General features: G+C 63.0%; 12 protein-coding genes and 2 pseudogenes. 4 read left to right on the top strand and 10 right to left on the bottom strand.

What is annotated here, in order from left to right; genetic code table 11:
- Nucleotides 1–593: 593 nt before the first annotated feature.
- The 3 genes and pseudogenes from FV229_RS28375 to FV229_RS27880 form a co-directional block, all read right to left on the bottom strand.
- Nucleotides 594–728 carry a hypothetical protein gene (locus tag FV229_RS28375; RefSeq protein ID WP_281406695.1) on the bottom strand — a complete coding sequence of 45 codons (135 nt, stop codon included), beginning with the start codon at nt 726–728 and terminating at the stop codon, nt 594–596.
- A 104-nt stretch (nt 729–832) separates the two neighbouring features.
- Nucleotides 833–1027, bottom strand: coding sequence for a hypothetical protein (locus FV229_RS01655; RefSeq protein ID WP_147750267.1), 195 nt, complete (start codon nt 1025–1027; stop codon nt 833–835).
- Between the two features lie 428 nt (nt 1028–1455).
- A pseudogene (locus tag FV229_RS27880) lies at nt 1456–1728 on the bottom strand (HU family DNA-binding protein); the annotation flags it as partial.
- Between the two features lie 190 nt (nt 1729–1918).
- Here FV229_RS27880 and FV229_RS01645 point away from each other — a divergent pair.
- Nucleotides 1919–2128 carry a cold-shock protein gene (locus FV229_RS01645; protein WP_147750265.1) on the top strand — a complete coding sequence of 70 codons (210 nt, stop codon included), beginning with the start codon at nt 1919–1921 and terminating at the stop codon, nt 2126–2128.
- Between the two features lie 420 nt (nt 2129–2548).
- Here FV229_RS01645 and FV229_RS27875 read toward each other — a convergent pair whose 3' ends face one another.
- From FV229_RS27875 to FV229_RS01620, 3 genes are all read right to left on the bottom strand, one after another.
- Nucleotides 2549–6790, bottom strand: coding sequence for a GAF domain-containing protein (locus FV229_RS27875; RefSeq protein ID WP_246688008.1), 4242 nt, complete (start codon nt 6788–6790; stop codon nt 2549–2551).
- Nucleotides 6791–6796: 6 nt separating this feature from the next.
- Nucleotides 6797–6997 (bottom strand): type II toxin-antitoxin system ParD family antitoxin, encoded by a 201-nt coding sequence (locus tag FV229_RS01625; protein ID WP_147750264.1) that lies wholly within the window; start codon nt 6995–6997, stop codon nt 6797–6799.
- Between the two features lie 338 nt (nt 6998–7335).
- Entirely contained in the window at nt 7336–7845 is a 510-nt protein-coding gene (locus FV229_RS01620) for a TspO/MBR family protein (RefSeq protein WP_187275025.1), read from the bottom strand.
- 320 nt (nt 7846–8165) lie between these two features.
- On the opposite strand from FV229_RS01620, the pseudogene FV229_RS01615 reads away from it, so the two are divergent.
- The 3 genes and pseudogenes from FV229_RS01615 to FV229_RS01605 all read left to right on the top strand — a co-directional run.
- Nucleotides 8166–8606: pseudogene (locus FV229_RS01615) on the top strand (outer membrane beta-barrel protein); the annotation flags it as partial.
- On the top strand, nt 8606–8983 hold the full coding sequence (locus tag FV229_RS01610) for a hypothetical protein (protein WP_147750262.1): 378 nt from the start codon (nt 8606–8608) through the stop codon (nt 8981–8983). The pseudogene FV229_RS01615 and the gene FV229_RS01610, both read left to right, overlap by 1 nt.
- 167 nt (nt 8984–9150) lie before the next feature.
- The gene (locus FV229_RS01605) at nt 9151–10653 is read left to right on the top strand and encodes a YfjI family protein (RefSeq protein WP_147750261.1); all 1503 of its coding nucleotides are present in this window, start codon (nt 9151–9153) and stop codon (nt 10651–10653) included.
- 266 nt (nt 10654–10919) lie between these two features.
- On the opposite strand, the gene FV229_RS01600 is transcribed toward FV229_RS01605, so the two are convergent.
- The 4 genes from FV229_RS01600 to FV229_RS01585 all read right to left on the bottom strand — a co-directional run bounded on the left by FV229_RS01600 (nt 10920) and on the right by FV229_RS01585 (nt 14223).
- Nucleotides 10920–11867 (bottom strand): PDR/VanB family oxidoreductase, encoded by a 948-nt coding sequence (locus tag FV229_RS01600; RefSeq protein WP_147750260.1) that lies wholly within the window; start codon nt 11865–11867, stop codon nt 10920–10922.
- Nucleotides 11868–11872: 5 nt separating this feature from the next.
- Nucleotides 11873–12430 carry an MOSC domain-containing protein gene (locus FV229_RS01595; protein WP_147750259.1) on the bottom strand — a complete coding sequence of 186 codons (558 nt, stop codon included), beginning with the start codon at nt 12428–12430 and terminating at the stop codon, nt 11873–11875.
- Between the two features lie 32 nt (nt 12431–12462).
- The gene (locus tag FV229_RS01590) at nt 12463–12858 is read right to left on the bottom strand and encodes a Rid family detoxifying hydrolase (RefSeq protein WP_147750258.1); all 396 of its coding nucleotides are present in this window, start codon (nt 12856–12858) and stop codon (nt 12463–12465) included.
- Nucleotides 12859–12960: 102 nt separating this feature from the next.
- Entirely contained in the window at nt 12961–14223 is a 1263-nt protein-coding gene (locus FV229_RS01585) for an MFS transporter (RefSeq protein WP_246688007.1), read from the bottom strand.
- Between the last annotated feature and the right edge of the window lie 169 nt (nt 14224–14392).

Raw genomic sequence — 14392 nt, 5'->3', positions numbered from 1 at the left:
AGTTCTGCGCGAGATCTAATTCGCGGTTGACAAAAAGCTGCTCCTCGAATGCCTTTGGAAAGCATTCGCCTGTCGAAGGTGCCCAAGCGCTGTCCGCGGATCACGGTACTCCAACTGATCCCTAAACCGAACGTACTCGGTCAGCACTCCTCGCTCCTCCTAAATTGCTTGAGCGGACTGCCAGACGGGTGTGATCTCCCGGAATGCCGTGTCTGCACTTGCCTCAGACGCGTCCTGTGATCCGAAAGAATGGGTCGATTGGCGGACGACCGAATTATCTTTCATGATTGTCCAACCGAAGTGCCCTGTCTCAAATTTGGACGGGGTAATACGTATCGTATGTGGGTTTGGTGTGAAGATAATCATGCCGGCAAATTGGGCGTCGGCGCGTACAACGTTCAGAGCTCGGGTGATGGCGTCGACCCCTGCCTCATAGTCCGTGCTGTGGAGGCAAGGGTCTGCGGGCCATTCGACGTGCTCAGGTCGGATCATAGCCCGGCATGAGGATCCCAGCGTTCACTCACCAGAGCCGCCGGCGGTTCCCGACAGGCCTTACCCTATGTCCGGAATGACCCCATGAGGTGTTCCCGCACCTACTTCTTGGAGTTGGCGGCTTTGACCGCATTGCCAACGACGTCCTTCGTGGATGGGGCGGCCGCGTTGGTCTTAGTAACAGCCTTCTTCGGCTTCTTTGTCTCGCGGTTCCCGCGCTTGTTGTCCTGGGCCATGATGATCCCCTTCGCGCTTAAAGACGCCTACTGTTCGATGATGCGTGCAAGAGAACGGAATGCCTGATGGTGCATTTTGTCCCCCGCCCGACCTTCGATTCCGATCAAGCCCGTACGATCTCGTCCTGAGTCACGGCGCGTTCACCGGCAGCGGACTTGACCCGGTATCCAAGAGCGCCTGCGCGATCCTCCGGCATCAAGCGGATCACCTCGTAGACCTCCCCCCGAGCGTCGCGGTCGGCTGCCTCGCTCGATGGCGCCTGACGGACGCGCTGTCCGATCTTGAAGAGGTGGGACATGGTGGTGTTCCCGTAAGGGCGCGGTCAGAAGGCGCTGCCTTCCTGTCGACGGATGTCGGGCCCAGCGATGGCTTGCGTGGAAGCAGAGCCATTCACGATCTCAGATGGGTGCCCAGGGTGTCCGTCGTAAGGGCACAAGCCGATTGATTGACATTGCGCCCTTGCTAGCGCGACCTTCAGCCCAGGCGAAAGGCATGATCGTTATTTCCTTGGCCTCGACTCGGCCCTCAGCGAAGCCGTCCATCCACGCATGGCAAGATTTCGGAGGATCCAAACCGTAGGGACAATCCCCCCGCAACTTTGGAGCTGACGAGCCCAGCTTCATGGCCCAAGCGCTTCGCCTCTTCGATTTCAGCTTTTGGGGCTTCTGGTATTGCTACCACCATAGGGAGCAGCATCGACGACGTACGAATTCGAAGCGTCTTCAGGTTCACCCGATCTCGCATCTCCTTGCCAGCCTTGAAGACAAGCGCGGTTTTGGCGGGCACAGCTACTGCTGCTCCTGTTTTCGGGTTGCGCCCGTGACGCGCATCTCGACGTGTCACCGAGAACGAGCTGACCTCACGGATCTCCACCCGATCGCCTGCCGCAAGCGCATCCGCGAGGCGGCCAAGAATGGCATCGACCACCGCTTGGCAGTTTCGCTCGTAGAGATGCGGGTTCTGGGCAGCGAGGCGCAGGACGAGGTCGGACCGGATCATCGTATGCGTGTGAGAGCATGAAGCGCTGATGGGCAACCCCTTTGCCTAAAATCAAAGGGTTGATGCCATCGCGGACGATAGCTCGTTCGCCGCCGAGTCGGCCTTCGCTACGTGGTACATCGCATCGAAACCATCTACTTGGCGTGCGGGCGCGCTGCGTTGGCTCGCCTGAGACGTCTAGGAACTTCCTATGAGCATCGGCACCGTAAAGTGGTTCAACGATACCAAGGGCTACGGCTTCATCCAGCCGGATGACGGCGGCAAGGATGTGTTCGTCCACATCTCGGCCGTCGAGCGCGCCGGCATGGGCAACCTGGCCGAGGGCCAGAAGGTCTCCTACGAGGAAGAGACCGACAAGCGCAGCGGCAAGCTGTCCGCTGGTAACCTGAAGGCAGCCTAAGGCTGCACTGTCTCACCCGTGAGATGAGCAAAAAACCTTGAAAGCCCATCTCCGGCAAGGCCGGCACCCCGACGTTACAGTGCTTGGATGCGCTGGCCGGGGTGCATGAGGGTCGTCTTCCGACCAGACACCTTACACACCGGGAACGACCCTTCGCGGACGAACATGACTAACGCTTCGGTCGCTTCCGCGCGGCCCAGGCTGGCTGGGGAAGCTGGACGAGGTGACGCGTACCCATCTTAGCTGTGCGGACCGACGTCCGCTTTCGGCAAAGACGGAATTTGCGCGCTATGGCGTGGTTGGGTCGGGACCCGCCCGTCTGTTCTGCGACCAGGTTGGGTGGGGAGCGGACCCTGACCCTTCGCCCGGAAGCGGACGTTCCGGTCCCACCTCAAAGCAAACGATGCGTTCTGTAGCCCTCTACCGCTTCGCCTCGATCATCGACCGAATGCGCGCAGCCATGGTCTCGATCGGAAACGGCTTGGTCAGCACCGCCATGCCGGGAGTAAGGTGCCCGTTGCCGACGAGTGCATTCTCGGCGTAGCCGGTGATGAACAGTACCTTGAGGTCGGGACGCCTAACGCGCGCCGCATCCGCCATCTGCCGCCCGTTCATGCCGCCAGGCAGGCCGACATCCGTCACCAAAAGATCGATGCGTACATCCGATTGCAGGACCTTCAGCCCCGCCGCGCTGTCGCCCGCCTCGATCGCAAGGTAGCCAAGATCTTCGAGGATGTCGGTGACGAGCATCCGCACGGACGGCTCGTCGTCGACCACCAGCACCGTCTCGCCCTGCTCGGAGCGGGGCAGCACGGTGAGCTTGGCCGTTGGATCATCGGCTTCGACCTCGCCGTAGTGGCGGGGCAGATAGATGCAGATCGTGCTTCCCTCGCCGACCTCGGAGTAGATCCGCACCTGTCCGCCGGACTGCTGGGCAAAGCCATAGATCATGGACAGGCCGAGCCCGGTGCCCTCGCCGATAGGCTTGGTCGTGAAAAACGGCTCGAACACCCGCGCGATGACTTCCGGGCTCATGCCAGTGCCGGTGTCGGTCACGCAGAGCGACAGGTACTGCCCTTCCGGCATATCGAGCTTGCGGGAAGCCCGCTCGTCGAGCCATTTGTTGGCGGTCTCGACCGTGATGCGTCCTCCGTCCGGCATCGCGTCGCGGCTGTTGATGCACAGGTTCAGCAGCGCGTTCTCAAGTTGCGGGGGATCGACCAGCGCGGGCCAGAGGCCGGATGCACCGACCACCTCAACCGGAATGCCCGGTCCGACCGTGCGCTGGATCATCTCCTGCATGCCTGCGACGAGGCGGTTCACGTCGGTGGGCTTCGGATCGAGCGTCTGGCGGCGCGAAAATGCTAGCAGGCGATGTGTCAGGGACGCAGCGCGCTTTGAGGCCCCTTGTGCCACCGCCATGTAGCGCTCGACGTCGTTGAACCGCCCCTGCTGCATTCGGTTCTGCATCATCTCCAGCGAACCCGAGATGCCTGCCAGCAGGTTGTTGAAGTCGTGTGCCAGGCCGCCGGTGAGCTGGCCGACCGCCTCCATCTTCTGGGCTTGGCGCAGCGCTTCCTCGGTGTTGAGAAGGGCCTCGGCTTGCTCCTTCTCCGCCGTGATGTGTCGGCCGCTCGCGTAGATCAGGTCGCCATCGGGCGCAGCCACCCAGGAGATCCAGCGGAAGCCCCCGTCCTTGTGGTGGTACCGGTTCTCGATGACCGGCAGGCTCTGGACGCGGGCATGCTGGAGCGCACGGTCGGTCAAGCCTTCGTCGTCCGGGATGAGGAACTCGAACAGGGGTTTGCCGACCGCATCTTCGGATGTCCAACCGAGGATCGCGGTGAAGGCCGGATTGACGGCCTGGAAGACACCCTTGCCGTCGACGATGACCTGGATGTCCTGCGTGTTGCTCCAGAGCCGATCGCGTTCCTGGGTGCGCTTCTGGACCTGCTGTTCGAGCGTGTCGTTCAACCGCCGGAGCGCTTCCTCCATGCCCTTGCGGTCGTTGATGTCGCTGAAGAAGATCGCGACGCGGTGGTCGGCCGGATCACCGATGCGCAACGCCCGCACGTCGAACCAGCGCCCGAATACGTCCGCCTTGTTCTCGAAGTGCGCCGGTTCGCCCGTGAGCGCGACGCGCCCGTAGGTGTCGAACCAGTGCCGCTCCAGGTTCGGTGCGAACTCCCTGACCCAGAGACCGGCAACCTTGGTGCCGGTCTGCCGCTCGAAGGCCGGATTGGCTTCCACGATGCGATAGTCGACCGCTCGGTCCGCATCGTCGAACTTCATCTCGACGATGCAGAATCCGACGTCGATGCTCTCGAACAGGGTGCGGTAGCGCGTCTCGCTCTCCCGGAGCTGCTTCGAGACCGAGCGCCGCGCGATCTCGACCTCGGTTCGGTCCATCACCCGACGGGCAAAGGCCAACTCCTCGGCGGACCACTCCTGGGCGCGGTCGCGGTGGAGGCAGAACACGACCTTAAGATGCCCGCCTTCCATCAGCGGCAGGTTGGCCAGGGACCCGATGTCGAGTCCTCGGAAGCTATCGACTTGGCCGGCGGTGCGGGGGTCCTCGGCGACGTCCGCGACCACGACATCCTCGCCGCGCCGCAGCGCTTCGCTGAAGGTGCCGTAGTCGGCGAAGCTGTGGCTTCCGGCCGCGCTGAGCTGACCGGACGCCAGCCAGTCCCGTGCGATGACGATGTGCTCGCCCAACTCATCAACGTCGCCGTAGGCCGACCGCGAGAGGCTGAGTGCGAGGCCGACCGTTTCGGCCGCCGCGAGGGCCATCGCCTGCGGCGAGTCCAGCGTGCGCAGCCGCTCGGCCAGCTCAATCAGCATGGCCTCCATGCGGCGCCGCTCGATGTCGATCAGCACGCCCGGGAAGGTCAGCCCCGTACCGTCCGGGGCCAGATCGACGCGCCCGTTCGCCTCGATCCAGTAGTAGCGTCCGTCGGCGCGGCGCACGCGGTACTGGTGGGCGTAGGCGCCGCCACGCGCGATCACCTCCTCGATGGCGGTGGCCAAACCCGCCTGGTCATCGGGATGCACCGTCGCCACGATCTGGGCGAGGGGGATGCCCGTCCGTCCCACGGCGGGATCGAGACCGAAGGACCGGGCGAAGCCCTCGTCGACCGTGAAGCGGTCGGAAGGCATGTCCCAATGCCAGGTGCCGATGATGGCGCCGGCCGCAAGCGCGAGTTGCACGCGCTCGACGTTCTCCCGCGCCAGCGCCTCGCTCTCGCGCAGCGCGTCCTGGACCTGTCGACGCTCGGTGATGTCGGCGATGAGCATCGCCACGCGGTCATCGCCGGCCGGGAAGAGATGGGCGTCGTACCAGCGTCCGAGCGGCACCGCCTCGCCCTCGAACCGCATCGGCAGCTTCGTCTTGGCGACCTGCCCGTAGGCGTCGTGCCAGTGCTGCTCGATGCCGGGTGCGATCTCGGTGGCCCAGCGTCCTACGGCGTCCGTCAGGCCGGTGTGCTTCGCGAAGGCGGGGTTTGCCGACAGCACGCGATGATCGACCGCGCGTCCGTCCCCGTCGAACCTCACCTCACAGATGCAGAAGCCGGCGTCGATGTTTTCGAACAGGGTTCGATACCGCACCTCGCTCGCGTGCTGGGCCTTCTCGCCGTCCAGCCGCTCGTAGACCGCCGACATGAGGCGGGCGAGCGTCTCGAAGAAGGAAAGCGTGTCGGTGTCGAACGAGGGGACCTGGGTCGAGGCGAAGGAGATCACGCCGCGCAGGCTGCCGCGGCTCGTGATCGGGAAGCCGGCGTAGGCATTCAACCCGATGCCGCGGGCGGTCTGGTAGGCGGGTTCCTCGCTGTTCTGGACATCGGTGAGCAGCAGCGGCCGACCCTGCTCGGCAACGATGCCACAGAGCGGTGCGCCGTAGGGCATCCGATGCAGGAATGCCTGCACCTCAACGGTCGCGTTCAGCGAATGGGTGAGGCGTAGGTGCCGGCCGTCCTGCCAGATGTCGTAGATGTAACTGCGGTCGAACCCGAGCGTGCCCGCACTCGCGGACAGGATGGGATCGAGCACGGCGGCGGGGTCGGTGGCGGTCAACAGGGCCTGCGAGGCCTTGGCGAGGACCTCGATGCGCCGGGCCTGCCGCAACTCGGTGCGCTGCCGTTCCAGGACCTGGTCGCGGCCTTCGACGGCGCGGCGCATCTCCAGCAGGTTCGCCACCTGGCGCCCGAGCGCCCTGAGGTCGTCGGCCTGCTCCGGGGTCAATCCGTCGGGCCGGGGCACGGTGTCGATGACGCACAACGAGCCCAGCACGTGTCCTTCGAGGGTGCGGAGGGGCGCGCCCGCGTAGAACCGGATGTGCGGCTCCCCCGTGACCAGCGGGTTGGCCATGGTCCGCAGGTCGGTGGTCAGGTCCGGGATGACAAGGAGGTCGGGCTCGACGAGGGCGAACTTGCAGACCGAGCTGTCGAGGTCGGTCTCGCAATGGGGGAAGCCGACGTTGGCCTTGAACCACTGCCGGTCGATGGCCACCAGGCTGACGAGGGCGACCGGCGCTGCGCATAAGCGCGTCGCGAGCCGCACGACGTCGTCGAAGCCTTGCTCGGGCAGGGTATCGAGGATGTCGAGCGCGGCGAGCGCGGCGAGGCGGGCGGTGTCGGTCACCGCGTTCGGGTTGGTTGCCATCTCGCGTCAGGCCGACTTGTGCCCGGCCTTCGGTCCCGCCACCCCAGCTCGGGGCACGAGGATGGCGCCCTCGCGGTCGATCATCAGGCGCAGGGCTGAGCGGACGACTTCACTCGCGCTGGCATAGCGCCCCGAGGCGACTTGAGACCGAAGGTACGCCTCCAGCTCTTTGGTCAAGGCGATGCAACGGGTGGGCGTGCTGGACATAGGTTTGCCCTCGCACGATCGGCTCGGGCTATCAATCCTTATGCACATCACGGTTGACGGCGCTTACGGTCACGCTGTGCGATCACCGAAACCAGAACGCCTTGAAGCAGACATTCCGAATGACTGGGAAGGGTCGGATGCGGAACGTCCGCTTCAGGACGAAGGGTCAGGGTCCGCTCACCACCCCTTGCCAACCTTCGGAAGGTCCGCTCCCAGGCTGTTGGAATAGAGGCCAACGTCCGAGTTGGGTGGGGAGCAACCTTTGGCTCGATGCTGGAAGTAGACACCCACCACTTTGCAGTCAGGCATTTTCATAACATCAGCATACGGAACAGGGCTTAGTCGTTTTTCCGCCAGATCTCCTCGGTGAGCAGCGTCGCAAATGACACCCACGCGACCAGCGGGATGCCGAGCTGACCAGCGGTCTTGTCGGCCTGACTGGCCGCCGCCACGTAGCCAACTGCGCTCGCGCCCAGCGCGGCCGAGGCGACGGCGCCCCACCCCGTAGAGCGATGACCGAAGAACACCTCACTCCAGCCCGCAATGCCGACCTGGTTCGCCGCCCAGAACGCCAAGGCCGTCGTCCGCTCAGGCGACCCCTCGGCACGCAGCAGCCGGTAGCCGCCATAGGCGAGCGACGCCTGGATGCCGGTCCAAGCGACAGGATAGACAAGGGACGGCGGCGTGTAGTCCGGCTTGTCGAGACGCCGATACCACCGCTGCGTTCGAGGGTGTTCAGGCGTCGGGCTCGCGCGCCGTCCGATCAAAAGCGCCGCCGTGACGGCGCCGATCGCGAGTACCGCGGCCTGGGGCCGGGACAGGCCTCCCGTTCGCGCTTGAATTGCCACGATGACACTCCTCCATCTACCTCAGCCATTGATGTGGCGCGGCAGGGGACATCGGCCCAGGGGGCGGGGAGTCAGCGGTGGTTTTTTATCTTGGTTGGAAGCGGTCGCAAGCACTAGTCTGAGAAAGGCGTACCTTTCCCAGACCACCGTCCCCGGCCGCCTTCGACCCATTGCAGGAGGCCGGAAGGTCCGCTTCCAAGCAAGCCAGTGGGCCGGCTTCGTGTGATCCTGGCCGAAAATGGCTGGTCCGGTTTCCGGCCGCCAGTTGGTCGGAGAAGACGTGAAAGCCTACCCGGCATTAATGCGCCTCCGGTTTCGTCCTTGGCGTTGAGACCGACATCCAGGGCACGGCCTTCGCCAAGGCGGACGCCGCGTATCTCGGCACCACGCCGTATTACAGCGTACGCCCGAGCCTCGATTACTTTGGTACCGTGCGCGGCCGGATCGGCTACGCCTTCGACCAAGTGCTGATCTACGGCACCGGCGGCTTCGCCTATGGCGGCGGATCGCGGACGGCGAACGCGGCCGCCTACCCCTACACACTACCAGACACGACGCGGACCGGCTACGCGGTCGGCGGGGGCATCGAATACGCCTTCACCGAGAAGCTCTCGGCCAAGATCGAGGCGCTCTACCTCAATCTCGGAAAGCGTTACTCGGGGGCGACCTACTACGACGCCACCACCACCGCCTATTATGGCGCAGGCCGCAGCGATGCGGCTTTCGGGCTTGTGCGGGCCGGGCTGAACTACCGCTTCTGATGACCGATCCGACCGACGTATCGGACCGGGCGGATGGCGGGCTACGGAACAGAGGCATCGGATCCCACGGTGCCGACGACCGTAGCCCGCGCAGGCATCCATACTTTGGCGCCTTCTTCCGGACGCGACTCGACTGGTCTACGGTCGCGGCGCTGCTCTATGCCTTCCTGCTGTTGCTCGCCTTGCCGAACCTGTTCGCCCCGACCCATCGCATGGGCGTCGCAGGCGGCTGCGGCGTCCATACATGGCGCAACCCCGTCACCGGACGGGACGAGGTCCTAGGGGGGGCCTTGATGCCTTCGGTCGCTCGGTCTGCCGGGAGCCGCGGTCGCACGCAAAAGCTTCCTGCCTATAAAAATCTCATCGTATTGGTATAATATTAACCAGGATTCCGACATCAAGTTGCCACCTGAGGCAGTCGGTGCCAGTATGACGTAGGCGGTAGCGTTTACCTTCAACGGTTTAATCCGTTGACGTGCGCGTATGTAATTGGTTTTCTTGTCTCAACAGCGCGATCGCTGACGATGCAGACAAGAGAATAGCTTTGCCCAATTTCAAAGAGACGGTGTCAGCACAAGGCGGTCAAGTCGCCTCGTTGGCTGAAGCGAGCCCGTTGCCCCTCGTCGAGATCATCCCCGATCCTCTACCCTATCCTGTAGAATGTCTGGGCGAAGTTCTTGGCCCAGCTGCCGCGGCTATTGCCGCCAAGCAGCAAGTCCCCTTGGAGATGGCTGCGCAATCCGTATTGGCAGCTGCTGCCCTTGTCGCCCAAGGTTTAGCGGATGTTCTTCTTCCTTTCGGTCAGACGCGGCCCCTAAGCCTTTTTGTTGCAACACTAGCAGAAACCGGAGACCGAAAAACGTCAACAGACACTGAGGCTTTTAAGGTTATTGAGCAGGTCGAGAAGGACTCAGCTTCCGATTATCATCGCCAAGAGATTGAGTGGAGCGCCGACTGCGAAGCTTGGCGTGTTGAATATCAAAATATACGAAATGACAAAAATTTAAACCGTGAAATACGGAAGGCGCAATTCATACAGCTTGGTTCTTTGCCAATTAAGCCTCCAAAGAAAGTGTATTCATCCAATGAACTCACATTTGAGGGCTTAGTTCAAGCTTGGCCTGAGCTTCCTGCTTCTTTCGGCATCTTTACTTCGGAAGGCGGTCAGTTTACCGGCGGGTATAGCATGGCGGGCGACGCCCGGATGAGAACGGCGGCCGGCCTTTCAGTACTCTGGGATGGCAAGGCCTACAAACGCCTTCGTGTCAAGGATGGATTAACAGTACTTAACGGGAGACGCCTGTCGATTCATCTTATGATACAGCCAGATCTTGCCGGGGAATTTTTGAACGACGATACTTTGCGCCATCAAGGATTGCTGTCACGCCTCCTAATATCATACCCCAAAAGCTTGATTGGTTCGAGAGGGTATAGGGATCCGCAGAAAGAGGATGAAGATAACATAAGGATTTATCATGACGCTCTACGTGACGTATTCAATAGATCGGCAATGCATGACGCTGATGTAAATATCGGGCTGATATTAAAAGTTATCTCAATGTCCGATGAGGCCACCCAACTTTGGAAATATTTTTACAATTGGGCAGAGTTCGAATCCGGGAAAAACAAAGATCTATATGCTGTTAGAGATATTGCATCGAAATCAGCGGAGCAAGTAGCTCGAATTGCTGCAACCATATCTATCTTTAAAGATCCTGATTGCTCGGTGATCCAAAAAGATGAAATGTTAAATGCGCAACATCTAATGGTTTGGTACCTAAATGAAGCTATCAGGCTTCGGGATATGCACCGTCCTAATCCTGATCTTCAAAAAGCGAACACACTTCTAGAATGGATCCACACACGACCGGATGCGTCGGCAACTCTCAAAGAAATCATGCAAATTGGGCCTGTGAAAACGCGGTTAAAAAAAGATGCCGAGCTCGCTTTAACTCGTTTAATAGCTCACAATCGCATTATAGAAGTGGCGCGCTCTCCGCGCGCTTTTAAGGCACTGGCAGATCTTAAGGACCTCGCTAACTGCTAAAATTGCTAAACTGCGTCGTCGTTTAGCGGATTTAGCGGTTAGCGGCGCGATGCCGTCAGCTCGCCACCCCTTGCGGAACTGGAGAACATCGGCTCTCAAGCTTTCGTTTGTCAGGTTCGAACTACCAGGTTGGGTGGATCTGAGACGGTCCGCTTCCGGATGGGAGTTCGCATGTACGCAAACAGCCGTCGCGACAGCTCACGACCGTTTGCAGATGCCGGTACCGACCGCTTGCCCGCTGCTCGTTTAAGCAGAAACCTACTCTGTCAAAGATCAAGTGTGACGCTGACGCGGGCCCTGGAAACGCAGGGGGTCATCCGGTCCTGTCGGCTCGCCACCGGCAGCACGACGTCGCGGTGGATCACCACGCCGTTCCGGTAGCCGCAGGTGCAGGTCCCGCATACGCCAAGCTCGCAGGAAGAGGCGGTCGCCAATCCGTGGTCGCGCAGCACCTGGAGCAGCGAGCGGTCGGCCGGCACGTGTAGCACCGCGCCGGTCGAGGCGATGCGCGCGTCGAACGGCTCCGGTTTGAAGTTCTCGTCGAGGGTCGACTGGAACACCTCGCTGTGGATTTGTGCCTCCGGCCAGCCCGCGGCGCTCAAGGCTGCCCGCACGGCGTCAAGCAGGCGCTGGGGGCCGCAGGCGTAGACGTGGGTGCCGTCCCGGGGCGGGCCGATCTCCGCCGGTTCGAAACGGCGGCCTTCCGACGAGAACCATTCGCGCAAGTGTCCGCCGCAAACAGCGCGGAGCTCGTTGAGGAGAGGTGCTTGCTCGGGCGATGGCGCGCAATTATGGAGCACGAAGGGTTGGCCATCAGACGCGAGTTGGCGCGCCATGGCTACGAAGGGCGTTATCCCGATGCCGCCGGCGACGAAGATGTGCTCGCTAGCCACGTCCACGAGGGGGAAGTTGTTGCGAGGCGCCGAGACGTGGGCGACGGCGCCGGGCGAGAGGTTCTCATGCGCCCAGGCTGAACCGCCCCTGCCCGCATCCTCGCGCTTGACTGCAATCTCGTACGCCGTGCGGTCGGCCGGATCACCACAGAGCGAGTATTGGCGCACGCGCCCGTCCGGGAGCCGGAGATCAACGTGGGCACCGGGATTCCAGGCCGGAAGCTCCGGGCGTTGCGGGTGAACGAGACGAAGGTGCAGAACCGCGGGCGTTGTCGGCCGGGCCGACGCCACCTTTAGCTTCATGATCATACGAGCGGTCATGGTGTTCAGTCCGCGGTCCCGTCGAGGAGGCTGATTGGATCGCCGGGGCGGATCACGCCGCCGCGTTCGATGCTGCAGTTCAGTCCGGAGCGGTTGTACAGCGGCAGGAAAACCGGGGACCCGAGCAGTTCCTCAAGGTACTTGCAGGGGAAGTTCAGTCGGCCACCCCGGAGGATTACCTCCCCGACCCGGAAGCGGCGGCCGACGAGGTGGTTCAGCGGTACGCCCCGGACCGTCAGGTTGCGGCGGTGGTCGACCGGGAGAAGCTGAATCGGCCCGCCTTGGAGCGGCGGGTCGTTGCGCACGAGGGCATCGAGGGCCTCCTGCTCGATGAGCGTCACCTCGCGCACGTCGGGCTTCGGCGAGTAGGTGCCGGTCCCGAAGAAGTAGCGGTCGCCGACGATGCCTCGGCCGGCTACGCAGGTCGCCTCCCGCAACTCCTCCATCTCGTAGCTCGCCGCGGGGGCGATGTGGATGTGGAGCAACGTGCCGCTCCACGCCATGGCGCCCCCCGGCACCTCTACGGCTACCGATCCGGCGGGATGGGCGAAGGCGTCGACCATGGCAGGTTCAGCGCAGAGAGCGGCGTCAGGGTTCATGCCGAGGCACCCGTCGCGAGGGCGATGGCCTCGATCTCAACGAGGACGTCGCGCGGTAGCCGTGCGACCTCGACGGTCGAGCGGGCGGGCGGTGCCTCGGGAAAGTGCTCGGCGTAGACGCCGTTCATCGCGGCGAAGTCGTCCATGTTCTTGAGGAACACGGTCGTCTTGGCGATAGAGGCGAGGCTCGCACCGCCCGCTGCTAGCACCGCCGCGAGGTTGGCGAGCGATTGCCGGGTTTGGCCCTCGACGCCGTCGGGGATGGCGCCCGTCGCCGGATCAATGGGAAGCTGGCCCGAGGCGAAGACTAGGTCTCCGACCCGCGTGCCCTGCGCATAGGGCCCAACCGCCTTCGCAGCCCCATCGGTGCTGAGTACCGTCCTGTCAGTCATCGATTTTTGCTCTGCCGTTTTGGGGTGTGAGTCTCAGATCGCCATCTATCGTGGACGAAATTCCATCATAATGGAACCTTCGTGGGCGAGGATGCCGTTTTGTCAGGCTCTCGTAATGTCGAGATGCCGGGTCTCCGCGGCAACCATCGTGGCGACGAAGCTCACGACAGCGAGGGTGATGAGGTAGAGGGCAATCGGCCAGGTCGCGCCTGCCCAGGCGAGTAGCCCGGTGGCAATGATGGGCGCGAAGCCTCCCGAGATGGCCGCTGCGACCTGGCAGCCCAGGGAGGCGCCGCTGTAGCGGGTGCGTGTCCCAAACAGCTCCGGCATGAAGGCCGCCTGCGGCCCGAACATCATTGCATGGGTCAAGCTCATGATCACCGCGATGGTGAGCACTACGGTGGTCGGGTCGCGGGTGTCGAGGAGGCTGAAGAGCACGAGCGCGCAGCAAGCGCTGACGGCGGAACCCGCGAAGTACATCGGCCGCCGCCCGACCTTGTCCGAGAGCCATCCGAACAGCGGCATGGTGACGAGTTCGAGGGCTGCCGCCAGCAGGATCGCGTTGAGGATCAGTGAGCGGGGTAGCTCAAGGGTCTTGGTCGCGTAGACGATCGAGAACACGGTCAGGATGTAGACCCAGGCGACCTCCGAGACCTTGAGGCCGACCGCGACAAGGAAGGTGCGCGGCTGCTTCATGATGACGTCCAGGAGGGGCATGTGCGCGACCGCTGCTTCCTCCTTGACCCGAGCGAAGGCGGGTGTTTCGACGAGGCGCAGCCGCACGAACAGACCAATGCCGATCAGGAACGCGCTGGCCAGGAACGGTAGCCGCCAGCCCCAGGACAGGAAGTCTGCCTCGGGCAGGCTCGTCAGCCACAGGAAGGTCGCGGTCGAAGCAGCGATCCCGATGGGGAAGCCGACCTGAACAAGGCTGCCGTATAGGCCTCGCCGGTGCTCGGGAGCGTGCTCGATCACCATCAGGACGGCGCCGCCCCACTCGCCGCCGATGCCGATGCCCTGCAGCAGCCGGAGGGCGACGAGGAGGACTGGTGCCCACAGGCCGATCTGCGCGTAGGTAGGCAGGCAGCCGATCAAGAAGGTGCCGACGCCCATGATTAGCATAGTCAGGGTCAGCATCGCCTTGCGGCCGAGCCGGTCACCGTAATGACCGAAGATCGCGCCGCCGAGCGGGCGTGCCACGAAGCCGACCGCGTAGGATGCGAAGGCCGCCAGCGTGCCGGCGACGGGGTCGAGGCTTGGGAAGAACAGCTTGTTGAACACCAGCGCGGCGGCGGTGCCGTAGATCAGGAAGTCGTACCACTCGATGATGGTGCCGAGCATGCTGGCCAGGATGATCTGGCGCATCTGCCGGTCGTCGGCGGACGCGGCTCGGACGTTCAACGCTGCGACTGCTGGAGTGCTGGTCATGACGTAGCCCGCCTCTCTCTTCAGAGTGGAATGAATTCCACTATCGGGGAGGCAAGAGGTGTGCCATGCTGACTGCGCCCGATGCTTGGCGCGGCTGGTGCAAGCC

Source organism: Methylobacterium sp. WL120 (genome assembly GCF_008039465.1).
In the GTDB taxonomy this organism is placed as follows: domain Bacteria; phylum Pseudomonadota; class Alphaproteobacteria; order Rhizobiales; family Beijerinckiaceae; genus Methylobacterium; species Methylobacterium cerastii.
This window is presented reverse-complemented; position numbering and strand designations above follow the sequence as displayed.

Excerpts from the sequence above, each read along its gene's own strand:
- FV229_RS28375 (WP_281406695.1), bottom strand. The coding sequence starts at position 728 with ATGGCCCAGGACAACAAGCGCGGGAACCGCGAGACAAAGAAGCCGAAG.
- FV229_RS01655 (WP_147750267.1), bottom strand. The coding sequence starts at position 1,027 with ATGTCCCACCTCTTCAAGATCGGACAGCGCGTCCGTCAGGCGCCATCG.
- FV229_RS01645 (WP_147750265.1), top strand. The coding sequence starts at position 1,919 with ATGAGCATCGGCACCGTAAAGTGGTTCAACGATACCAAGGGCTACGGC.
- FV229_RS27875 (WP_246688008.1), bottom strand. The coding sequence starts at position 6,790 with ATGGCAACCAACCCGAACGCGGTGACCGACACCGCCCGCCTCGCCGCG.
- FV229_RS01625 (WP_147750264.1), bottom strand. The coding sequence starts at position 6,997 with ATGTCCAGCACGCCCACCCGTTGCATCGCCTTGACCAAAGAGCTGGAG.
- FV229_RS01610 (WP_147750262.1), top strand. The coding sequence starts at position 8,606 with ATGACCGATCCGACCGACGTATCGGACCGGGCGGATGGCGGGCTACGG.
- FV229_RS01600 (WP_147750260.1), bottom strand. The coding sequence starts at position 11,867 with ATGACCGCTCGTATGATCATGAAGCTAAAGGTGGCGTCGGCCCGGCCG.
- FV229_RS01595 (WP_147750259.1), bottom strand. The coding sequence starts at position 12,430 with ATGGTCGACGCCTTCGCCCATCCCGCCGGATCGGTAGCCGTAGAGGTG.
- FV229_RS01590 (WP_147750258.1), bottom strand. The coding sequence starts at position 12,858 with ATGACTGACAGGACGGTACTCAGCACCGATGGGGCTGCGAAGGCGGTT.
- FV229_RS01585 (WP_246688007.1), bottom strand. The coding sequence starts at position 14,223 with ATGCGCCAGATCATCCTGGCCAGCATGCTCGGCACCATCATCGAGTGG.